Origin of the sequence: Streptomyces sp. NPDC059398, from assembly GCF_042751845.1 — a bacterium.
Lineage (GTDB): Bacteria > Actinomycetota > Actinomycetes > Streptomycetales > Streptomycetaceae > Streptomyces.
This window is the reverse complement of record NZ_JBHYWP010000110.1, coordinates 1-20916: the sequence shown is the minus strand read 5'-3', so window position 1 is coordinate 20916 and position 20916 is coordinate 1. Positions and strand designations below refer to the sequence as shown.

The following is a 20916-nucleotide window of genomic DNA, read 5'->3' as shown; positions in this document are numbered from 1 at the left end:
GGAGAGAAGCAGCTCATGACGGAGACGACCGCCGGGACGGACTGGCAGGCGTGGCAGGACAGTTGGGACCGCCAGCAGGAGTGGTACATGCCGGACCGCGAGGAGCGGTTCCGGGTGATGCTCGACATGGTCGAGGCTCTGGTGGGCCCCGAGCCCGTGGTGCTCGACCTGGCCTGTGGAACGGGAAGCATCACCGACCGGGTGCTGAAGCGCTTCCCCGGGGCGCGCAGCACCGGCGTCGATCTCGACCCGGTGCTGATGACCATCGCCCGCGGCCACTTCGCCGGGGACGGGCGGGTGGGATTCGTGACGGCCGACCTCACGGACCCCGGGTGGACGGACGCGCTGCCCCATCGCTCCTACGATGCCGTGCTGACCGCGACCGCGCTGCACTGGCTGGACACCGATCCGCTGCGGGCGCTGTACGGACATGTGGCCGGTCTGCTGCGGGAGGGCGGTGTGTTCCTGAACGCCGATCACATGGTGGACGAGTCGGCGCCGCGCATCAACGCCGCGGCGCACGCCTTCCACACCGCGCGCAAGGAACGGGAGCGGTCGGGCGGAGCGCTCGACTGGGCCGCCTGGTGGAGCGAGGCGGCGGAGGACCCCGGGCTCGGCGAGGCCGCGCGGCGCCGCTTCGAACGCTTCGGTGACCCCCGGAACCCGGTCGCCGCGAAGACACCCACCGACCGGCCGACCACCGCGCGCTGGCACGCCGAGACCCTGCGCGAACAGGGCTTCGCCGAGGCACGGCAGGCGTGGTGCTCGCCCAGCGACGCCCTGATGGTGGGGCTGCGCTGACCCGGCGCTGACCGCTTACGGCGGGCGCCCCCGGTGTGCCCACGTACAGAGGCGGGCGCCCCCGACCTGCCTTTACGTACGGGGGCGCGCGCTCCGGCGCGGGGGAGCGGGGTCACGGCGTCGGGCCGATGGGCGGGGTGCCGTCCGCCGTGCCGATCCGGTGCCCGGTGGCGGCCAGCCCTTCCGTGACCGCCTCGGTGAAGGCCGCCACCGCCTCGTTGTGCCGCTGCGCGACCCACACCACCGAGGTCAGCCAGGCCAGCGCCCGGCTGGTGACCGGCCGCCAGATCAGGCCGTCGGGCAGCTGTGTGGCCGGGCTCTCGTTCAGATGGATACCGCGTCCTGCCAGCACCAGCCCGTGGACGAACCCCGGGTTGCGCGCATGCCGGATCGCACCGGGCAGAAACCCCTCGTCCCGGCAGACGGCGAGCATGTGGTCGTAGAGACCGGGCGCCATCTCCCGCGGAAAGATGATCAGCGGGGACCCGTCGAGGTCCCTGAGCCGTACCGGCACTCCGGGCCCGGCCGCGGCCGGATGTGCGGCCGGCAACACCACGCCCAGCTCGCGCCGGGCCACCGGACCCGATTCGAGCCCCACCGTGTCGGCAGGGTGCCGGACCACCGCCACGTCCAGCCGGTCCGACCTCAGCCGTGAGAGCTGTTCGTCGGTGGTCAGCTCGTGCAGGTCGAGCAGGACGTCGGGCACGCGCTCGGAGAAGGCGGCCGTCAGGGTCGGCAGCGCCACCGGATGGGTGTCGGGCGGGAACCCGGCCCGCAGTACCCCCGCCTCGCCCGGCCTGATCCGGCGCATGGCCTCGCGTGCGGTGGCCACCCCGGAGAGCACCGGCCGTACGTGCTCCAGGAGGAGGGCACCCGCCTCGGTGAGCCGCACACGGGGCCGGGACCTGTCGAACAGCTGGACCCCCAGCTCGCGTTCCAGGTCGCGGATGCGCTGGGAGAGCGGCGGCTGGGCCATGTGCAGGCGGCTCGCGGCCCTGCCGAAGTGCAGTTCCTCGGCCAGCACGGCGAAATAGTGCAGATGGCGTAGCTCCATGGCAGGACCATATCGCTGCGATATCGACGGAAGTCGTTATTGGTCTTGGCCCCCGGAAGCCTCCGGCTGCTTGCATGACTGCCACGGACGCCCCGGATCACGGGGCGTGCCGAACGGAACACTCCCTGGTCGTACGGCCCCTCGACGGGCTGTGCCGCCGCGCGCCGGGGAGAGCGACGGCGCACCACGCCTCCGCACGCCGGGGCGCGCGCCGCACGAAGAAAGGGACTCTCATGACGCAGACCGGTACCGACCACCACGGCGACCAGCACGGCGTTCTCGTCACCCGGCACCCGCTCACCGGTGACGGCCAGGACGGCGCCTACGTCGGTGAGGTGGCCCTCGACCGGCCCGCCAAGCTCAACGCCTGGACCGCCGGGGTGCGCGCGGCTCTGGTGGCCGCGCTCGGCGACTTCGGCGCCGACCGGGACTGCCGCGCCGTCGTGCTCACCGGCTCCGGGAGCGCCTTCTGCGCCGGACAGGACCTCAGCGAGACCGCGGCCATCACCCCCGGGGACCACGCGGCCGCCGAGGAGTGGATCGACGACTTCGGACGGCTCTACCGGGCCGTGCGCAATCTCGACAAGCCGACCGTCGCCGCCGTCAACGGAGTGGCCGCGGGCTCCGGCTTCCAGTACGCCCTGCTCGCCGATCTGCGGATCGGGCACGGCGGCATCAGGATGGGCCAGCCCGAGGTGCTCTCCGGCATCCCCAGCATCACCGGCATCTGGGCCATGTGGGACATCCTCGGCCGGGCGAAGACCACGGAGTTCGCCCTCACCGGCCGGCTGGTCGACGGCGTCGAGGCGCACCGGCTCGGCCTGCTCACCCGGCTGGTGGAGGTCGGCGACGCCGACGCCGCCGCCGCGAGCGAGGCCGTGAAGACGGAGGCCCGCGCCGAGGCGGCCCGCCTCGCCGAACTGCCGCCGGGCGCGGTGGCCCTCACCAAGGGCCGGATCCGGGAGCTCGACGAAGCCGCCCTCGACGAGTCGATCAGCGCCGCCAAGAAGGTGCACGTCGCGGCCTACGCGACGGGGGAGCCGCAGCGCGAGATGGCCGCCTTCCTGGCAGGCAGGCGCCGCTGACACCCGCACCGTACGGGGACCCGCTCCGTACGGGGACCAGCTTGGTACCGGGACCCGCTCCGTACCGAGGAACCTTCCGTACCCGGGACCCACCCCGCACCCCTGTCCCGACGCGTACCGGCGAACCTCCCCGTACCCAGGCCCCACCCCGTACCCCCGTCCCGTCCCGTACCGAAGAGAGGAACGACCCCGCATGACCACCCATGTCACGCCGCCGCCCGGTGCGCTCGCCGAGGGCGACCGTGTGTACCGCGGTCTGCTCGACGCCCACCGGTGGGACGTCCCCGCCCGCTACAACATGGCCGCCGATGTCGCCGACCGTCACCCCGGCGACCGGCTCGCCCTCATCTACGAGGACCACACCGGCCGCCGCGACGAGGTGACCTGGAAGCAGGTCCAGGACCGCTCCCGCCAGGTGGCCGCCCATCTGCACCGCATCGGGGTCCGCAAGGGCGACCGGGTGGCGGTTCTGCTGCCGCAGCGCCCCGACACACCCGCCACCTACCTCGGGGTGCTGCGTACGGGGGCGGTGCTGGTCACCATGTCCCTGCTGTGGGCCGACGACCCCATCCGCTACCGGCTGGCCGACTCCGGCACCGAGGTCCTGATCACCGAGGCGGACGCCGTCGGCCGGGCCGGGGACTTCGCCGGCACCCTGGTCGACATCGACGATCCCGCGATCGGCGCGCTCCCCCCGGAGTTCGAGACTGCGGACACGGCGGCCGACGACCCCGCGCTGATCTTCTACACGTCCGGCACGACCGGCGCCGCCAAGGGGATCGTGCACGCCCACCGGACCCTGCTCGGCCACAACGAGTTCCACTTCTGCCACGGTCTGACCATCGGCGACGTGTTCTACGGAGCGGGGGACTGGGCCTGGTCCATGGCCAAGCTGATGGGACCGCTGCGGGCGGGCGCCGTCCACTACGTGCACCGCCCCGCGGCGGGCTTCGACGCGGCCGCGCTACTCTCCGGCATGTCCCGCAACAAGGTCACCACCGCACTCGTGAACCCCACACTCCTGCGCAAGATGATGCAGGACGTCCCCGACGCGGGCCGGCGCCACCCGCAGGCGCTGCGGGTGGTGTGCAGCTCCAACGAGCCCCTCACGTCCGACCTCATCGACTGGTTCGAGGACCAGTTCGGAGTGACGCTCCTCGACTACTACGGTTCCACCGAGTCGTATCCGCTGCTCGGCAACTTCCCCGGTGTCCCCGTCAAGCCCGGCTCCATGGGGCGCCCGCTGCCCGGTTGGCAGGTCGCGCTGCTGGATCCGGACGGCAACGAGGTCCCGCTCGGCGAGACCGGTGAGATAGCCCTGCGGGCCCGCTCCAACCCGCAGTACCCGCTCGGCTACTGGAACCGGCCGGAGGCGAGCGCCACCGCCTTCGGCGGCGAGTGGTACCGCACCAAGGACCAGGCGCACCAGGACGAGGACGGCTACTTCTGGTTCCTGGGCCGCACCGACGACGTCATCAAGACCTCCGGCTACCGGGTGGGCCCCTACGAGGTCGAGGCCGCCCTCCGGAACCACCCCGCCGTGTCCGACGCCGGTGTGGCGGGCGTCCCCGACCCGGTGCGCGGCCAGGCGGTGAAGGCGTGGATCGAACTGGCCGACGGCCACGCGGCGAGCCCCGGCCTGGCGCGGGAGATCACGGAGCATGTCCGCGACAGCTATTCACGGTTCGCCTACCCCCGCCGGATCGAGTTCGTCGACCGTCTGCCGCGTTCGGCGACGGGGAAGGTCCAACGGGCCCGTCTGCGGGACCTGGACAGTGATTCCGGCCGCCGGGCCGACACAGCGGCGTCCGCCGGGTGACCCGACCCGAGAAGAAGGAGGATGGCGCCATGACGATGCATCAGGCACCGGCACCGGGTACGGCCGCCGAGTGCGGTCCGCCCGGCGGGACGCAGGGGCCGGCCGCGCGGGCGACGCGGCGCAGGGTGACCGCCGCCACGGCCATCGGCAACTTCGTCGAGTGGTTCGACTCCGGCGCCTACGCCGTCATGTCGGCGACCATCGCCGGTCTGTTCTTCCCGCAGTACGACAAGTCGGCCGCGCTGATGGCCACCTGGGCGATCTTCGCGGCCGGGTTCATCGCCCGGCCGCTGGGCGCCGCCTTCTTCGGGCGCTACGGAGACCGGATCGGCCGCAACCGGATGCTCGCCCTGAGCGTGCTCTGCATGAGCGGTTCGACCTTCCTCATCGGCCTGCTGCCCGGTTACCGGTCCGTGGGGATCCTGGCCCCGCTGCTCCTGCTGCTCTTCCGCGCGGTGCAGGGGTTCTCGACCGGCGGTGAGTACACCGGCGCCTCCTCCTTCATCATGGAGTACGCGCCGGACGGCCGCCGGGCCCGGTACGCGAGTGCCGTACCGCTGACCGTCGGCGTCGCATCGGTGGCCGGCTCCCTGGCCGGGCTGCTGATCATCGACTCGCTCAGCGAGAGCGCCCTGGACAGCTGGGGCTGGCGGCTGCCCTTCCTGCTCGCCGGACCGCTCGGACTGATCGGGCTGTATCTGCGCAGCCGGCTGGAGGACACCCCGGTCTTCCGGTCGATGGAGCGGAACGACACGGTCCGTAAGGCGCCCCTCCGTGATGCGCTGCGGATCTGCCGCCGGCAGGTGCTGACGCTCTTCGGCTACAGCATCACCAACGCGGTCGGCTACTACCTGATGAGCAGCTACCTCATCTCGTACATGTCCGAGGAGGTCGGCTACAGCAAGTCGGACGCGATGCTCACCAGTGTCATAGCCATGCTCGCCTACTGCCTGGCCTGTCCGCTGACAGCCGCCGCCAGCGACCGCTGGGGGCGCAAACCGATGCTGCTCGTGGCGTGTCTGGGGTTCGTCGTCACCACGCTTCCGGCCTTCTGGCTGATCGGCACCGGCCTGCCGGGTGCCGTCGTGGGGGCGTCCGTACTCGCCGTGCTGGTGGCGGTCATCGGCACGTCGAACGTCCCGGCCATGGTCGAGATGTTCCCCGGCCAGCTGCGCTCCAGCGGCTCGGCCATGGGGTACACGGCGGCGTACGTCCTGTTCGGCGGCACCGCCCCGTTCGCCGCCACCTGGCTGGTCTCCCTGCTGGGTACACCGCTCGCGCCGGGCTACTACCTGATGGTGCTGGCGGCGGTCTCGGCCCTGGTGGTCGTCTTCGCCCTGCGGGAGACGGTCCACCTCCCGCTGAACCGTACGACCGTACGGGAGAGCTGACCGCGGGGACCGGCCGCCCGCGGCCGTCCCCCTGGCAGCGTCCACCCGTACCGGCCGGGCGCACGCCGGTGTGCCGGCCGCGGTGCGCGACCGTATTCCCGGCTTCGCCGCGTGACCGTGCTCCTGGCCTCGCCGCGCGACCGTGCCGCGGTCAGGCGTGCGACCGGACGTCCGCCACGACGTCCTTGTCCAGCGAGGCGCGGACCAGCGCCGCCGCCAGCACCGCAGGGCCGCGGCGATCCTCCGGCCCCGCCTGCTCCGCCAGCTCCGCCAGTTTCGCCGGTGACGACGGCAGACCCAGCTGCTCCGCGCCCTGCAGTGCCTTCTTGTCCAGGTAGGGCGCCGTCTCCGGCCACAGCTCCTGCGCCTCGCGCAGGAAGATGTCGGCGCCTGCCGGGCCGATGCCGGGGGTCCGGCGCAGGCCGTCGCGCAGCGCGCCGAGATCGCCGTCGGCCGACTTGCGCAGCCGCCGCAGGTCGCCGCCGTACGTGTCGAGCAGCAGCTCCGCCCCTTCGCCGAGCTGGGTGGCGGTCCTCTCGTCGTAGCGGCGGTAGCCGCCCTCACCGAGGGCGTCGACGCGCTGCTGCCAGGTCGCTTCGAGCATATGGCGCGGTGTGCGCATGCCGTCCGCGAAGAGCGCCCGCGCGGCCGCCACGGCGACGGACGCCCTGATCCGTGCGCTCAGGAGGTTGCTGAGCACCAGCAGCTGATACAGGGGCTGCGGGGTGTCCCGCAGCCGGATGCCCGCCTCGTCGGCGAACGTCCTGCCGTGCTCCGCGAGCAGGGCCTCCATCGTCTTGCGGTTGTTCACAACCGACCTCTCCTCCTGCGACCGGCACCGTACGGGACGGATCACCCCTCCGGTGCCGCGGCTCGTGTGCTCATGTGCGGGGCCTGCCCGGGGCGGCGGCGTTCACACAGCGCGGCGACCGAGTCCGGGCGGGCACACCACGCACGACTATGGCCACGGGGGCCGGGCGCCGCCACCGCTGGCGCTCCGGCACTTCGCCCGAATGCCGCGTCCGGTGACGCCGCCCGACGGGCGGCGCTCCGATTGCCGCGGGGTGCCCGCCGACGGAGTGTGTGAGGTGCGCCGGGGCAGGCGCAGAGGGTATGCGGCCGCGCACGGCAGCCGACCGCTGAGACCGATCCCCTGAGCCAACGCGTCGGGGCCGCAGAGAGCAGGACGTCATATGGAGCGCGCAGCACTCTTCGATGTGGACGGCACCCTCGTCGACACCAACCACCTGCATGTGGTGACGTGGTGGGAGGCGCTGCGCCAGGCCGGTCACACCGTCCCGATGCCCGCCATCCACCGGGCGGTCGGGCTCGGCTCCGGTGACCTGCTGGAGCACCTGCTCGGCAAGGGCCGGGACCGGGACCAGGACGCCCGCATCAGCGCGGCCCACACCTCGCTGCTCGGCACCTACTTCGAGCGGCTGCCCGCGTTCCGCTCGGCGGGCGAACTGCTGCGCACTCTGGCCGGACAGGGCTGGCACATCGTGCTGGCCACCTCGGCGAGCGGTCCCGAACTGGATGCCCTGCGGCGCGCCATCGACGCCGACGACGCCCTCTCGGACACAGCAAGCTCCGACGACGTGTCCGAGGGGAAACCGGCCCCCGAGCCGGTCCGGCACGCGCTGGAACTCGCCGGAGTCCCCGCTTCCCGGGCGGTGTTCGTCGGGGACACGGTCTGGGACATGGAGGCCGCGTCGCGGGCCGGGGTTCCGGCCGTCGCGCTGCTGTGCGGCGGTATCCCGCAGGCCGACCTGGAGCGGGCCGGGGCGGCACATGTCTACCGGGACCCCGCCGATCTGCTCTCCCGGCTCGACCAGAGCCCGTTCGGCGCCGCCGCCGGCCGCATGCCGTGACCCGGACGCCGGTCAGCGCAGCCTGTCCAGCCTCCGCCGCGCCGCCACGACGGAGCGCCCGCGGCCAAGACCCGTCCAGGGCTTGGACCGGGCGAGGTCCACGACGGCGTCCACATCGCGCAACGACCAGCTCCGGGAGGTCAGTCCGGGGTCATCGAGGCGGTCCCAGGGCAGCGGTACGGCGACCGGCCCGCCCGGCAGGGCCCGTACCGACCACGGGGCGACCGCGGTCTGGGCGTAGGCGTTGCGCTGGACATCCAGGTAGAGGCGGCCGCCACGCGCGTCCTTGCGTACGGCGGTGGTGAGCCGGCCGGGGTCGCGGGCCGCGAGGATGTCGGCCAGCTCCCTGGCGAAGGCACGGCAGCCGTCGAAGTCCGTGCGCCCGTCGAGCGGGACCGTCACATGCAGCCCTCTGGAGCCGGTGGTCATGAGCATGGAGGGAAGCTCCACCTCGTCCAGCAGCTCCTTCGCCAGGCGAGCGGCGTGGCGCACCGCCTCGAAGTCGTTTCCCGGCGGGTCCAGGTCGAGGACCAGCCGGTCCGGCCGGTCCGGATGCGCGGTGGTCGACAGCCAGCGGTGGAAGGTCACACAGGCCTGGTCGGCGAGGAAGACCAGGGTCGCTGCGTCGTCGCAGACGGTGTGCCGGACGGTGCCGCCCTCCTTGGCGACCTCGGCGGTGTGCAGCCAGTCCGGATAGTGGTCCGGTGTGTCCTTCTGCATGAAGTGCGGCTGCTCGGCGATCCCCTCGGGGTGGCGTTCCAGCATCAGCGGCCGCCTCTTGAGCTCGGGCACCATGTACCGGGCGATCCGCCGGTAGTACTCGGCGAGGTCCGCCTTGGTCAGACCGCCGTCCTCGGGGAAGAGCACCTTGTCCGGCCGGTGCACCGCGACCGTGCGCCGGCCGGCGCGGACCCGGTATGTGTCGTCGTCCATGGCTGTTCCCCTACCCCTTCTGCGGTCGTTCCCGTACGACATCCGTAGCGGCCTTGTCCTGCCGGAGCCCCAGGAAGCGCGGGTGGCGGAGCATTCCGTCACGGGTCCACTCGGTGAAGCCGACCTCCGCCACGAGGACGGGCTCGACCCAGTGGGCGCCGCGTTCCCGTACGGCCGGGCGGAACGGCGATGTGCGGGTCTCCAGCGCATCGAGCCGGGTACGGAGCTGTGTCAGGGCCCTGTGGTCGAACCCGGTTCCCACCTTGCCCGCGTAGATGAGGCTGCCGTCGTCGTAGTGGCCGAGGAGCAGAGCGCCGAACCCGTCGCGTGCCCCGGCGGGCTCCGTGAAGCCGCCGATCACCAGTTCCTGGCCGTGGGCGCACTTGAGCTTCAGCCAGTCGGGGGAGCGCCGGCGCTGGTAGCGGCTGTCGGCGCGCTTGGCGATGAGCCCCTCCCAGCCCCGGCCGCAGGCCTCGTCGAGCCGCTGCTGTCCGCCCTCGTTGCGGTGCGGGGTGAAGCGCAGGGGCGGCCGGAAGCCGAACGCGCGTCGCAGCAGGGACTTCCGGGTGCGCAGGGGGAGCCGGGTCAGATCGATCCCGTCCAGCCGGAGCAGGTCGAAGACGTAGTAGGTCACGGCGACCCCGCTGGCCCGTGCCCGGCGCGGATCGGTGAGCTGCATACGCTGCTGGAGGCGGGCGAAGTCGGTACGGCCGTGGGCGAATGCGACGATCTCGCCGTCGACGGTGAAACCGTCGGCCGACTGCCCGGCGAGCGCCTCGGTGATCTCCGGAAACCCCGACTGCATCGTACGGCCGGTACGGGAGAGCAGACGTACCCGGTCCTCGTCGCGGGTGGCCAGGGCCCGCATCCCGTCGAGCTTGCGCTCGAAGAGCCAGCCCGGGCCGAAGTCGCGGCGGTCGGTCAGGACGGCGCGCATCGGATCGGCCGCCGACTCAGGGGCGGCCGGCGCGACGGCCAGCAGCCGCTGCTGGTCATCGGGGAGGGCCCTGAGCAGGTCATTCATCCGTGGCCCCGAGGTCCTCCACGGCCGTCTCCGGCTCCTCGTCGGCGACCTGCCCCAGGGTGCGCCCGCTGAGCGCGGAACGGGCCCGCTGCGGGTCGGGGGCGGGTCTGCCGTCGGCACGGGCGTCCTTCTTCTTGACCAGCAGCCAGGACTCACGTTCCGCGGAGTCACCGCCTCCGCGGAAGCGGGTGAGCGCGTAGGCGCCGTGCAGTTTGGACCCGTCGAGGCGGAAGGTCGCGTGACCGTGTTCCAGCGCCTCGGCGAACGTACGGCCCTTGTCCCCGGTGCTGCCCGCCAGCGGTTCGTAGGTGCCCTCGTCCCAGACGATGACCGTTCCCGCCCCGTACTCGCCGTGGGCGATCACGCCCTCGAAGGTGCGGTACTCCATGGGATGGTCCTCGGTGGGCACCGCGAGTCGCTTGTCGTGCACATCCGCTGACGGACCCTTCGGCACGGACCAGGACTTGAGGACTCCGTCGACCTCCAGACGGAAGTCGAAGTGCATTGACGAGGCGTCGTGGATCTGGACCACGAAGACGGGCTTCTCGCCGGCCTCCGTGCCCTGGCCGCGCGGCTCACGGGTACGGTCGAAGTGACGTTTGCCCCGGTATGTGGACAGTTTGCCGTTGCCGTTGCCGTTGCCGTTGCCGTTGCCGTTGCCGTTGTCGCTCACGCCTGCTGCCTCCTGCGGGACGGCTGCCAGCTCCTCCTTCACTGTGCGGCCTGGGTCCACCGTCCGCACGCGCGCCCGCTGTCCGCGCGTCGGCGGGAGCCGGTCAGGCCCCGCCGTCGGGAGGGCCGCCGCCGGGGAGCCGGGCGAGGACGTTGAGGGTGGCGCCCAGTCCGTGCGGGGCCCGGTGGTCCGGGCGGCCCGATGTCAGTACGGGGCACAGGTCCGTGCGCAGGATGCGGCGGTGCTGCCGTTGCAGCGCGGCGACGAGGGCACGGTCCTCGCTGTGGGCGAGCGGGGGGAAGCCGCCCGCAGCGCGGTAGGCACCCGCGGTGACACCGAGGTTGGCGCCATGGACGTGCGGATGGGTCCAGCGGACGGAGCCCGCGGGCCGGCCGGCGAAGTACCGCGCGTCGTGTTCCGCCGCCACGGCCGGATGCAGCAGGGGGTGGGCCGTCAGCCGCACGGTGCCCACCAGGCACTCCCACCCCTGCCCGGCGTGGTGCAGCTGATGGGCCAGCCACCCCTCGGGTACGACGGTATCGGCGTCGGTGGTGGCGATCCACAGGCCCCGTTCGTACGGTTCCAGCAGGCGGAGAGCCTCCGCGGCGGCCGCCGCGCGCGCCACTCCGACGTTCCGCCGGTCCAGCTCCACCACCCGCGCGCCCAGACTCCGTGCGACAGCGGCCGTACCGTCCGTACAGGCATCGGCCGCGACCACGGTCACCAGCGGGACACCGGACACCGAGGGGTGAGCTGCGGCTGCCCTCAGGCTCCGCAGGGTCGCGGGCAGGGTGGCGGCTTCGTTGTGGGCCGGGACGATGACGGCGCAGGCGGCGGGACGGGCGTTCACACGAGTCCCTCGGCGGCAGCGGGGCCGGGGGCCGTCCGCCCGTCCGGGTGCTGTCGGACCAGGACGTGGAGCGTGAAGTCCGGGTCACGTACATCGAGGAGCGTGGTGAGACCGGGTACGGATGTGAGCAGCGGCGCGAGTTCCGTGCCGGTGAGCCGGTGTTCGGCCACCGGATGGTTCCAGTGCACGGTGACGAGCGTTCCGCCCGGTTCGAGACCGGCGACGGTACGGGTCAGGACGTCCCGCAGCGTCCGGTCGTCGAAGTAGTAGAGGAGTTCGGACAGCACGATCAGATCGAAGGTGTCCTGCGGCCACTCGTCGGGAATGGTCAGCTCTCCGACGTCCACATGCGGCTGGTCGCGGGTGGCCTCGGCGGCGGCCCTCACGGCGGCCGGGACCCGGTCGGTGGCCAGTAGCCGGTCGCAGCGCCCGGCGAGATGCGTGGTGAGAGCCCCCACGGAGCACCCGGGTTCGAAGGCGCTGCGGTAGCGGCGGCGCGGGAGCGAGGCGACGGTGAGGGCGTACTTGCGCTGCTCGTACCACCGCTCGGTGAGGCTCCAGGGGTCGTGGGCCCCCGCGTACATACGGTCGAAATAGGCGGCCGGCGTACTCATCGGAAGACCACCTCGAACGGCCGCAGATGATGGGCGAGTTCCTCGGGCGGAAGGATGGCCGCATCCCCCTCGCCCGTGGTCAGCGGCATGATCTGACTGGTGAACCGCTGAATCGCGCGCTGTTTGCGGGTGGCGGCGGAGGGCTGCAGCACGAGGCGTGCGGCGTCCTGCCAGGGGACGCGCGCGTCGCCGGGGCGGGCCCAGTGCCACATCCAGACCGGATAGAGCCACAGCGGCACACCGACCGCCCGGCAGGCGGTCACGGCCGCCCGGCCCGCTGCCTCGTGGTCGCTGTGGAGGTCGCCCGTCCACGGCGCCGCACACAGCGTGGCGCCGGTTTCGCGCAGAGCCCCGGCGATGGCGGACGCGACATCGTCCTCGTACTGGTGGACGCGGGTGTCGGGCACCTGGAGGCGCCGTGGCCGCAGATCAGGCAGCCCCAGGTCCGCCAGCGCCTGTTCGAGTTCGGTCTCCCTCATCGCGCCGAGCTGGGAGGGGGAGACCAGGGAGCTGCGCGGGTGGGAGCCCTCGCCGTCGGTGACCGATACGAGGTGGACGTCGCCGCCATCGGCCGCGAGGCCGGCCATCGCACCGCCGAAACCCAGCACCTCGTCGTCGGGGTGTGCGGCGACGACCAGGACGGGCCCGTGGGGCGGTACGGCGGCGGGGAGCCGGAGCAGGCCGTCCCACTCGGCCCACCGGGCCTCGGGGGTGCCGGGGGCGTCGATGGCGTCGGCAGCGGTCCGCCGTGCGGCATTCACTGCTCCCCCTCGCCCGGAACCAGCAGGCTCCCCAGTGCGGCGAGGTCGCGTTCCGCGTGGTGCTGGCGGATGTAGACGGTGAGGTCGGCGACCGCCCTGGCGTGCCGTGTGTCGTGACAGAGAGGGGCCGCGCCGGTCGCGCGCCCTGCGTGGTGCAGGACCTCGGAGCAGACCTTCTCCACGAACGCGCGCACCCGCAGACCCCGGATCCGCGCACCTCCGCAGATGTCCGACGGATCCGCGTCGATGTCCGCCGCGGCCCGCTCCACCACCGTCTCCGCCGCGCTGATCAGCATGTCGACGGAGCCGATGTGCGCCGCGGCGTGAGCATCCGGAGGGCGCCGGGCCGCCGACTCCACCAGGGTGTCGGCCACGGCGCGTGCTCCGCCCAGCCAGCACGCCGCGACTCCGATACCGCCGTGCTCGAAACCCGGCCTGTTGAGGTAGGCGTCCACCCCTCCGACAGCGACGGCCGGCACGTTCGAGAAGGAGACGTCCGGGGAGTCACTGGCGTCCATCCCGACGGCCTGCCAGGTCCCCGCCACCGGGCTCACGCCCCCGTCGGTCACCTGGACGGAGAAGAGCCTGCGCCCCTCCGGGGTGTCCGCCGTGACCAGGGCGTGTGTACAGGTGTGCGCACCCGAGCAGTAGGGCTTGACGCCGTCGAGGCGCCATCGGTTGCCGTCCGGGGTGGCAGTGAGGCCGGGACCGGGCGGCTGGGCCGCCCACACACCCCAGCGCTCCCCGTCGTCGGGGCGCGTTCCCTCGATCTCGTACCGGATGGCGACCGCGTCCACATGGCCCTCGGCCAGCCGGGCCAGCGTCAGATCCTCGCGCCCGAGCTCTGCCAGGGCCCGGAAGCGGTCGGCGGTGCGGCCGCCCCCGGGCAGCGGAAGCCCCAGGGCGCCCTTCTCGACCAGAGCCGTCAGACGTGCGGCGACCGCGTCGCGGCGGTCGCCCGGGCCCGGCGGCCGGGCCACGGGGGAGCTGTCAGCGGTCATCGTGTCTCTCCTCTGCGGGATGTGCGGTGGCCGCCTTGCGCCTGTCAGTGGCGACCGTGGGCGCTGTCCGCGGCTCCACCGAAGAGGCGCGCGACAGCCTTGAAAGGCAGGGCCACGACGGTGGCGATCGCTCCGCCGATGGACCTCAGTACATCTGCGATGGCAGTGAGCATGGGGGAACCTCTCTTTTCGCTGGGCTTAGAGGTGGTACTTAGTGTGAATTTCACCGAATTTCGGTCAAACGGCTCGTACCCCCAGGGTGAGCGGGGAAACGGAATGCGGCCGAACGCCGGAGTCGCAGGCACCGGCGGCCGTCCCAGGGGAGGGGCGGATCAGCGATGCGGGTTTCCCTGCTCCGGGTCGTCGTCGATCGTCTGCCATGTCTCGCCCCGCTGGTGCGCGTCGCGTGCCCGTCCCTCCGTACGGGCATGGGCTTCGGCCGATGTCGTCGCCCGTGCGGTCCGGCGGCTCCCGATGACGACCGCGGCGATCAGGATCACGACGACGAGCACCCCGACCGCGATCAGCCCGAGTGAGGAGGAGGGGGTGAGTGCAAGGGACGTGGAAGGGTTCATGCTCTTCGGCTGCCCCCGGTGAGCGGGATCAGACGGATGCGGCCAATAGCCGCCCGCGTTTCTGTCCGTCAGCCACCGCTGTGACCTGCACTCGCACCGGATCCAATCCCCGGATCTTCTCTTGTGCGGACAGCGGAAAAAGGGCGCCTCAGGGGAGAGGCATACGTTCCGTACTCACGGGCACGCGCTCTACAACCGCACATGCGGTTCACCGGACTTCCAATCGGAGCCCGCAAAATCCTTTGGCGCGCGACAGGCGGGATGATGGCAACGACTGACAGCAAGGACAGCCAGGACAGTAAAAGCGGCGAGCGACTCGATGTTCCTACGGCAATGCGGCGCGCTGCCGGTCAGCTCGCTGAATTGCTGCAGTGCGAACCGAGTTCGGTATCCGCGCTGAAGGCGTCCGACGACGGCTGGTCCGCGGACGTCGAGGTGGTGGAGCTGGAGAAAATTCCTGACACCGCCAGTGTCATGGCCACCTACCGGGTTCAGCTCGACTTGCAGGGGAACCTCGTCGGCTACGAGCGAATTCGCCGTTACGCAAAGGGGCAGATCGACCGCTGAGAGCAGGCCGGTCAGCAGGCCGCTGAAAAGCGGAACTTCCTCGGAAGGGAGATTCACCATGAGTGTTGTTCAGCAGTCAAGCGCAAGCACACGGTCGTCGAGCGGGGGCGGCTCGGGAAATCTGTACGACGTCCTGGAACTGATTCTGGACCGGGGCCTTGTCATCGACGCCTTCGTCCGGGTCTCGCTCGTCGGAATCGAGATACTCAAGATCGACGTACGGGTGGTCGTCGCGAGTGTCGACACCTATCTGCGGTTCGCCGAGGCGTGCAACAGGCTGGATCTCGAATCCGGCCGCAAGGCGCCCAGCCAGCTCACCGATCTCGTCGGTGACATGACCGAGAAGGGCGCCAAGGGAAAGTCCAAGGGTGCTCTGTCCGGAGCCGTGGAGGCGTTCAGCGAGTCCCTTCAGGGCGGCCACGACGATGCGGAGGAGAAGCAGGAGCGCCCGGCGCGCAAGTCCGCTTCCAGTAGCCGGCGCAGCTCAAGCCGGCGGGAGGAGTAGCCCGTGTCCACGTACATCTACGCCATCACCAGTGCCGCGCATCCCCTGCGCCTCGACAACCTGGCCGGTGTCGGCGAGCCGCCATCGGAGCTGCGCGTCGTCGGGACGGAGGGCCTGAGCGCCGTCGTCAGTGACGCACCGGCGGAGCTGCGGGCCAAGCGGCGGGACCTGGTCGCGCACCAGGCGGTGCTGGAGAGTCTGCTGACCGATGGTGCCGCGCTGCCGATGCGGTTCGGTCTGGTCGGCCCCGACGACGACCAGGTGATCGCCGCGCTGGAACAGCAGCACGACGGCTACAGCGCGCGGCTCAAGGAACTCGACGGGTGCCTTGAGTACAACCTGAAGGTCGCCCGGGACGAGGAGGATCTGCTGCGGGAGATCGTCGAGGAGTCCCCCGAGGTACGCGCGCTGCGCGAACGCACCCGCCAGAACCCCGGTGCCCACGACGACATGGTCGCTCTCGGGGAGACGATCTCCCATGAGGTCCAGGCCCGCGAGGCCCGGGGCCGGGACGACATCGTGGCCAGGCTCGGACCGGCCGCGGTACGCGTCGCGAACGGCGAGCCGACCAAGACGCACTTCCTGAACGCGTCCTTCCTGGTCAAGCGTGATCAGGCGGCCTCCTTCACCCAGGCCGTACACGAGGAGGCCGAACGCTGGGGCGACGGCTTCACCCACGCCCTGAACGGGCCGCTGCCGCCCTACAGCTTCGTCTGAGCCTGCGAACCTAACCCGGTTGAGCGGAGGACCCGGCATGGGCCTCATCACGAACATTCTCACTCTGCCGCTGGCACCGCTGCGCGGAACCGCGTGGGTCGTCGACCAGGTGCTGGTGACGGCGGAGCGGGAGTACTACGACCCGGAGCCCGTGCGCGCCGAACTGGCCGCGCTCGAAAGGGAGTTGCTGAGCGGGCGTATCGAAGAGGACGAGTTCGACCGTCGCGAGGACGAGCTTCTGGACCGGCTGGAGTGGCTCGAAGCCAACCAGCGGCGCCTGCGGGCCCATTCCTGACAACAGGGAGAACGAGGTACACGAGAGATGACAGGCAACGGCAAGATAGGTGTCGCCCTGGTGGGTGGATACCTGCTGGGACGTACCAAGAAAGCCAAGTTGGCGATCGGCCTGGGCATGTTCCTGGCCGGTAAGAAGATGAGTCTGGACCCGGCGCAGCTGGGCAAGATGCTGGCCAACTCCCCGGTGCTCGGCAGCCTCAACAGCCAGGTCCGCAAGGAGCTGGTCGAGGCGACCAAATCGGCGGCCACGTCCGCGCTGACGAAGCGGGCGACCGGCCTCGCCGACTCGCTGCACGAACGCACCCTGGGGCTCGGCGAGTCGTCCGGGGGCGCGAGCGACGACGAGGACTCCGAGTCCGCCGAGGAGTCCCCCGACGAGTCATCGGGGGAGCGCGGTCAGGAGGACGCAGCCGATGACGACCGGGACAAGCCCGCGCCCCGGAAGCGGGCCGCGAAGTCCACGTCGGGCAAGACCTCTTCGGCCAGGACATCATCGGCCGCACGCGGCAAGGCTTCGCAGGGCACGCGCAAGGCGTCGTCCTCCGCCGGCCGGGCCGCGTCCGGCAGCCGCAAGGCGGCGTCACAGACGCGCACCAGGAGCGGGGGTGGCCGTAGTGAGTGACTCCGCTCTCAGCAAGCTGAAGGACGAGGTGGCGCGCAATCCGGCCACCGACCGGCTCAAGGACGAACTGCAGAACTATCTGCACGCGCGGGCCGAACACGCGGTCACCCAGCTCGGACACAAACTGGGCGAGGGCGTCAGCAAGCTCGGTGAACCCGGCGAGGGCGGCCTGGCGGGCAGCCTGGCCAAGGGCGGACAGGCCCTCAAGGAGGGCAAGTCACCTGCGCAGGCCGCACTGTCCGCAGGCACCGCCCACCTCAAGGACACGGTCAAGGAGAAGGTCAAGGGCCTGTTCGGCAAGGGCCGCAAGAGCGGTGGGGGCAAGTCCAAGAGCGTGACGATCGTCGAGGACATCGACGTGGGCGTGCCCGTGCGCGAGGCGTACGACCAGTGGACACAGTTCCAGGAATTCAGCACGTTCGCCAAGGGCGTCGTCAGCGTCGAGAAGGCCGACGACACCAGCAGCAACTGGAAGGTGAAGGTCGCCAAGTCCACACGGAGCTGGAAGGCGAACGTCACCGAACAGGTGCCGGACGAGCGGATCACCTGGACCACGGAGGGCGCGAAGGGCACCGTCAAGGGCGTCGTGACCTTCCACCCGCTCACGGAAGACCTCACCCGTGTGCTGCTGGTCCTCGAATACTTCCCCAAGGGGCTGTTCGAGAAGACCGGCAACATCTGGCGCGCGCAGGGCCGGCGGGCCCGCCTGGACCTGAAGCTCTACCGCAAGTTCATCATGATGCGCGGTGAGGCGACCGACGGGTGGCGCGGCGAGATCCGGGACGGCGAGGTTGTCGTGGAGCACGACGACGCCGTGGAGCGGGAGCAGGCGGACTCCGAGAAGGAGGCGCAGGGCGACGCCGGCCCCGGCGACGACGAAGCCGAGGACGGCGGCGAGCGCGATGCCCTCGACGAGGAGAACTCCGAGGACCACTACGCCGACGACGAGTACGCCGATGACGAGGAACTCCCCGATGAGGGTGAGGAGCCCGGCGCGGAGTACGCGGACGAGGACGAAGACCTCGATGGCGTCGACGAGGACGGCGAGGTCCCCGAAGACGCCGAGGACGACGAGGCCCCCGAAGGCGAGCTGGACGCGGAGGACGGACCGGAAGCGGAGCCCGACGCGGCCGCAGAAGACGGCGAGGAAGCCGAGGAAGCTGAAGACGGCGAGGAAGCCGAAGACGGCGAGGAAGCCGAAGACGGCGAGGAAGCCGAAGACGGCGAGGACGACGAGGACCAGCCGGTCCGCCGCTCCCGGCGCCGCCGTACCGCATCGGCCCGTTCCTGACCCGGACCGACATCACAGACAGGGCTGAATAAAGGTGTCCGATTCACTGGCCGGCCGTATGGGGTCCTCCTCCGGGATGTCCCCGTACGGCCAGCAGGGTTCCTCTGCCAATCTGGCCGACATTCTCGAACGTGTCCTGGACAAGGGCATCGTCATCGCGGGCGATATCCAGATCAATCTGCTGGACATCGAGCTGCTGACGATCAAACTCAGGCTCCTGGTCGCCTCGGTGGACAAGGCCAAGGAGATGGGGATCGACTGGTGGGAGCACGACCCGTCCCTGTCGTCCCGGGCGCGCCCGTCCCAGCGGACGGAGACTGTGTCCGCGTCGGCGGCGCCCGACCCGCTCGCCCAGGAGAACGCCCGCCTCAAGGCCGAACTCGCCGAGCTGAGGCAGGCCGCGGGTCTTCCCGCGGGCCCGGAGCAGGAGACGGCGAGCAGCCGGAACGCGGAAAGCACGGACAGCGCCGAGAGTACGGCCGCCGGTACGGCCAGGGAGGACGAGCGGTGAGCACCGGAATCTCCTATGTCTACGCCGTGAGCCGGGCAGGCACCCTCAGCGGTGTGACGTCGGGCGGGGCAGCCGGCCTGGACGGGGGCGCGCTGCGGACGGTGGAGTCCGGCGGCCTCGCGGCCCTGGTCTCGTCCGTGCCCGATGAGGCTTTCGGCTCGGAGGGCATGAAGGCGCAGATGGAGGACCTGAAGCGGCTGGAGCAGATCGCCCGCGGCCACCACGCGGTGGTGGAAGCGGCCTACGGAGCCACCACCGTCCTTCCGCTGCGCCTCGCGACGGTCTACCTCAGCGACACCCGCGTGGCCGCCATGCTCGACGAACGGCGCTCGGAATTCGCTGAGTTGCTCTCCTGGCTCGAAGGCCATGTCGAACTGGGCGTCAAGGTGTACGCGGACCCGCATGGCCCGGCGGACGAACGGCCCCCGGCGGACGAACTGGCCGCCACGGACCATGTCTCCGCCGCTCCGGCCAGTCCTGGACGGGCGTATCTGCAGCAGCGCAGGACCCAGCGCCGCCAGCAGCAGAACGCCTACCGGGCTGCCGGGGAGCTGGCTGCGGGGGTCCCCGACCGGGTGGCCGCCGTGGCACGCGCCAGGGTCGTCCACCGGCCGCAGCAGGGCGAACTCGCCTCGTCCCAGGGTGAGAACGTCGCCAACGACGCGTATCTGGTCCCGGCGGCCCGTGCCGAGGAGTTCCGCCGCACGCTGGACACCCTGGCCGACGGGGTGCCGGGTGTACGTATCGAGATCACCGGGCCATGGGCGCCGTACTCCTTCGCCACACCACCGGTCGCGACGCAGGGCGGTGCGGCGTGACCGTGAGCGGCGGGCCGGACAGCGCCGGTACGGACATCGAGTCCCTGGCGGGGCGGCAGGTCGCGCTCATCGACCTGCTGGACCGCCTGCTCAACGGCGGAGCCGTCCTCACCGGCGATCTGGTCCTCTCCATCGCGGACGTGGATCTGGTGCACATCAATCTGCGCGCGGTCATCCGCTCGATCACTTCCGACGAACCGGCACCGTGGTGAGGAGCTTCATGACGGCCGACCATTCCCAAGGGCCCTCGGAGAAGGGCCAGTTCGGTGAAATCGCCCAGGCGGCCGCGCGTGCCTTCGATCTGCTTCCGGCAGGTCCGGATGAGGCCCGCGCGCACCCGAGTGGTGCACAGCGTCTCCAAACGGATCCGGAGACCGTGGAGCGTGATCTCATCAAATTGGTTCTCACCATTGTGGAGTTGCTGCGCCAGCTGATGGAACGCACCGCGCTGCACCGGGTGGACCAGAACGACCTCACTGAGGATCAGGAAGAACGCATAGGTCTTACCCTGATGATTCTGCAGGACCGGATGTCCGAACTCTGCGACCGTTACGGCCTCACCATGGACGATCTCAATCTGGATCTCGGCCCGTTGGGGTCTTTGCTTCCCCATTCCGGTGCCTGATCTCAGCAATCACGTTTCACCGTGCGGAAGTTGGCAACACGATCGATATGAGTGAAGACAACGAGAACACGGCTAAGCAGAGCAGCGGTACGACGGGGAAGAAGGCCCGGACGGCCGGCAGCCGAGCGGCCAGGAGCACGGCCACCAGGTCGAAGACGGAGTCCGTGTCCCGGACCGCGAAGAAGACCACAGGGGCAGGTGCGGAAGCCGCGCGCAGGACCACCGCTTCGGTGGGTGAGACGGCCACGCAGGCGTTGTCGAGTGGCCAGAAGGCGATGGCCTCCACCGCGGCCAAGGTCTCGACCGCCGCGACCGTCATCAAGAACCGCAAGGCCGTCGCCGCCGGAGCGGCCGCCGGGACCGCCGGCCTCGTCGGGGCCGCTTTCGTACTGGGCCGCCACACGGCGAAGCCGCCGGCGGGTCTGGTCTCCCGGCTGACGCAGGGACGCATCTGACGATGCCCACTTCCGCCCGGCCCGGGAAGGGCGAGTGCCGGTCACCGGCGCTCGCC

Annotated in this window: 27 protein-coding genes; 16 read left to right on the top strand and 11 right to left on the bottom strand. The window is 71.2% G+C overall.

What is annotated here, in order from left to right; genetic code table 11:
• Window positions 1–15: 15 nt before the first annotated feature.
• Window positions 16–801, top strand: coding sequence for a class I SAM-dependent methyltransferase (locus ACFXBC_RS29790; protein ID WP_385031256.1), 786 nt, complete (start codon window positions 16–18; stop codon window positions 799–801).
• Between the two features lie 112 nt (window positions 802–913).
• On the opposite strand, the gene ACFXBC_RS29785 is transcribed toward ACFXBC_RS29790, so the two are convergent.
• Window positions 914–1855, bottom strand: coding sequence for a LysR substrate-binding domain-containing protein (locus tag ACFXBC_RS29785; RefSeq protein WP_385031253.1), 942 nt, complete (start codon window positions 1853–1855; stop codon window positions 914–916).
• A gap of 233 nt (window positions 1856–2088) precedes the next feature.
• Between ACFXBC_RS29785 and ACFXBC_RS29780 the strand changes: the two genes are divergently transcribed.
• The 3 genes from ACFXBC_RS29780 to ACFXBC_RS29770 all read left to right on the top strand — a co-directional run bounded on the left by ACFXBC_RS29780 (window position 2089) and on the right by ACFXBC_RS29770 (window position 6150).
• Window positions 2089–2940: an enoyl-CoA hydratase/isomerase family protein gene (locus tag ACFXBC_RS29780; protein ID WP_385031250.1), complete on the top strand. Its 852-nt coding sequence runs from the start codon at window positions 2089–2091 to the stop codon at window positions 2938–2940.
• A 193-nt stretch (window positions 2941–3133) separates the two neighbouring features.
• Window positions 3134–4759: an acyl-CoA synthetase gene (locus ACFXBC_RS29775; RefSeq protein WP_385031247.1), complete on the top strand. Its 1626-nt coding sequence runs from the start codon at window positions 3134–3136 to the stop codon at window positions 4757–4759.
• Between the two features lie 29 nt (window positions 4760–4788).
• A complete protein-coding gene (locus tag ACFXBC_RS29770) occupies window positions 4789–6150 on the top strand; it encodes an MFS transporter (RefSeq protein WP_385031244.1) in 1362 nt (453 codons plus the stop codon).
• Between the two features lie 151 nt (window positions 6151–6301).
• Here ACFXBC_RS29770 and ACFXBC_RS29765 read toward each other — a convergent pair whose 3' ends face one another.
• A complete protein-coding gene (locus ACFXBC_RS29765) occupies window positions 6302–6943 on the bottom strand; it encodes an endonuclease (RefSeq protein WP_385031283.1) in 642 nt (213 codons plus the stop codon).
• 400 nt (window positions 6944–7343) lie between these two features.
• On the opposite strand from ACFXBC_RS29765, the gene ACFXBC_RS29760 reads away from it, so the two are divergent.
• Window positions 7344–8021, top strand: coding sequence for an HAD family hydrolase (locus ACFXBC_RS29760; protein ID WP_385031241.1), 678 nt, complete (start codon window positions 7344–7346; stop codon window positions 8019–8021).
• 12 nt (window positions 8022–8033) lie between these two features.
• Here ACFXBC_RS29760 and ligD (ACFXBC_RS29755) read toward each other — a convergent pair whose 3' ends face one another.
• The 9 genes from ligD (ACFXBC_RS29755) to ACFXBC_RS29715 all read right to left on the bottom strand — a co-directional run bounded on the left by ligD (ACFXBC_RS29755) (window position 8034) and on the right by ACFXBC_RS29715 (window position 14452).
• Window positions 8034–8954, bottom strand: a complete 921-nt coding sequence (ligD, locus tag ACFXBC_RS29755; RefSeq protein WP_385031238.1) for a non-homologous end-joining DNA ligase — start codon at window positions 8952–8954, stop codon at window positions 8034–8036.
• 10 nt (window positions 8955–8964) lie between these two features.
• Window positions 8965–9978 carry a non-homologous end-joining DNA ligase gene (gene ligD / locus ACFXBC_RS29750; RefSeq protein WP_385031235.1) on the bottom strand — a complete coding sequence of 338 codons (1014 nt, stop codon included), beginning with the start codon at window positions 9976–9978 and terminating at the stop codon, window positions 8965–8967.
• Complete coding sequence (locus ACFXBC_RS29745) at window positions 9971–10651, bottom strand: DNA polymerase ligase N-terminal domain-containing protein (protein ID WP_385031232.1); 681 nt, start codon at window positions 10649–10651, stop codon at window positions 9971–9973. The genes ligD (ACFXBC_RS29750) and ACFXBC_RS29745 overlap by 8 nt, the downstream gene beginning before the upstream one ends.
• A 103-nt stretch (window positions 10652–10754) precedes the next feature.
• Window positions 10755–11501 (bottom strand): glycosyltransferase, encoded by a 747-nt coding sequence (locus ACFXBC_RS29740; protein ID WP_385031229.1) that lies wholly within the window; start codon window positions 11499–11501, stop codon window positions 10755–10757.
• On the bottom strand, window positions 11498–12115 hold the full coding sequence (locus ACFXBC_RS29735) for an SAM-dependent methyltransferase (protein ID WP_385031226.1): 618 nt from the start codon (window positions 12113–12115) through the stop codon (window positions 11498–11500). Before ACFXBC_RS29735 ends, ACFXBC_RS29740 begins: the two co-directional genes overlap by 4 nt.
• Entirely contained in the window at window positions 12112–12876 is a 765-nt protein-coding gene (locus tag ACFXBC_RS29730) for a PIG-L deacetylase family protein (RefSeq protein WP_385031223.1), read from the bottom strand. The genes ACFXBC_RS29735 and ACFXBC_RS29730 overlap by 4 nt, the downstream gene beginning before the upstream one ends.
• Window positions 12873–13877 (bottom strand): acyl-CoA dehydrogenase, encoded by a 1005-nt coding sequence (locus ACFXBC_RS29725; RefSeq protein ID WP_385031220.1) that lies wholly within the window; start codon window positions 13875–13877, stop codon window positions 12873–12875. The genes ACFXBC_RS29730 and ACFXBC_RS29725 overlap by 4 nt, the downstream gene beginning before the upstream one ends.
• 44 nt (window positions 13878–13921) lie before the next feature.
• Window positions 13922–14050 (bottom strand): LPFR motif small protein, encoded by a 129-nt coding sequence (locus tag ACFXBC_RS29720; RefSeq protein ID WP_385031217.1) that lies wholly within the window; start codon window positions 14048–14050, stop codon window positions 13922–13924.
• A 159-nt stretch (window positions 14051–14209) separates the two neighbouring features.
• Window positions 14210–14452 (bottom strand): hypothetical protein, encoded by a 243-nt coding sequence (locus ACFXBC_RS29715; protein WP_385031214.1) that lies wholly within the window; start codon window positions 14450–14452, stop codon window positions 14210–14212.
• Window positions 14453–14716: 264 nt separating this feature from the next.
• Here ACFXBC_RS29715 and ACFXBC_RS29710 point away from each other — a divergent pair, with 264 nt between their 5' ends.
• Genes ACFXBC_RS29710 through ACFXBC_RS29660 form a run of 11 tightly spaced genes read left to right on the top strand, consistent with a single transcriptional unit; the run spans window position 14717 to window position 20860 of the window.
• A complete protein-coding gene (locus ACFXBC_RS29710; protein WP_385031211.1) occupies window positions 14717–15019 on the top strand; it encodes a gas vesicle protein in 303 nt (100 codons plus the stop codon).
• A 58-nt stretch (window positions 15020–15077) separates the two neighbouring features.
• Entirely contained in the window at window positions 15078–15524 is a 447-nt protein-coding gene (locus tag ACFXBC_RS29705) for a gas vesicle structural protein GvpA (RefSeq protein ID WP_385031208.1), read from the top strand.
• Between the two features lie 3 nt (window positions 15525–15527).
• The gene (locus tag ACFXBC_RS29700; RefSeq protein ID WP_385031205.1) at window positions 15528–16241 is read left to right on the top strand and encodes a GvpL/GvpF family gas vesicle protein; all 714 of its coding nucleotides are present in this window, start codon (window positions 15528–15530) and stop codon (window positions 16239–16241) included.
• Window positions 16242–16278: 37 nt separating this feature from the next.
• The gene (locus ACFXBC_RS29695) at window positions 16279–16536 is read left to right on the top strand and encodes a gas vesicle protein GvpG (RefSeq protein ID WP_385031203.1); all 258 of its coding nucleotides are present in this window, start codon (window positions 16279–16281) and stop codon (window positions 16534–16536) included.
• 27 nt (window positions 16537–16563) lie between these two features.
• A complete protein-coding gene (locus tag ACFXBC_RS29690) occupies window positions 16564–17160 on the top strand; it encodes a hypothetical protein (RefSeq protein WP_385031200.1) in 597 nt (198 codons plus the stop codon).
• Window positions 17153–18451 carry an SRPBCC family protein gene (locus ACFXBC_RS29685; RefSeq protein ID WP_385031280.1) on the top strand — a complete coding sequence of 433 codons (1299 nt, stop codon included), beginning with the start codon at window positions 17153–17155 and terminating at the stop codon, window positions 18449–18451. Before ACFXBC_RS29690 ends, ACFXBC_RS29685 begins: the two co-directional genes overlap by 8 nt.
• Before the next feature lie 34 nt (window positions 18452–18485).
• A complete protein-coding gene (locus tag ACFXBC_RS29680; RefSeq protein WP_385031197.1) occupies window positions 18486–18962 on the top strand; it encodes a gas vesicle protein in 477 nt (158 codons plus the stop codon).
• Window positions 18959–19780, top strand: a complete 822-nt coding sequence (locus ACFXBC_RS29675; protein ID WP_385031194.1) for a GvpL/GvpF family gas vesicle protein — start codon at window positions 18959–18961, stop codon at window positions 19778–19780. Before ACFXBC_RS29680 ends, ACFXBC_RS29675 begins: the two co-directional genes overlap by 4 nt.
• A 2-nt stretch (window positions 19781–19782) precedes the next feature.
• Window positions 19783–19992 (top strand): gas vesicle protein, encoded by a 210-nt coding sequence (locus ACFXBC_RS29670; RefSeq protein ID WP_385031277.1) that lies wholly within the window; start codon window positions 19783–19785, stop codon window positions 19990–19992.
• 8 nt (window positions 19993–20000) lie between these two features.
• Window positions 20001–20405 (top strand): gas vesicle protein K, encoded by a 405-nt coding sequence (locus ACFXBC_RS29665; protein ID WP_385031191.1) that lies wholly within the window; start codon window positions 20001–20003, stop codon window positions 20403–20405.
• 47 nt (window positions 20406–20452) lie between these two features.
• Window positions 20453–20860: a hypothetical protein gene (locus tag ACFXBC_RS29660; RefSeq protein WP_385031188.1), complete on the top strand. Its 408-nt coding sequence runs from the start codon at window positions 20453–20455 to the stop codon at window positions 20858–20860.
• Window positions 20861–20916 lie beyond the last annotated feature (56 nt).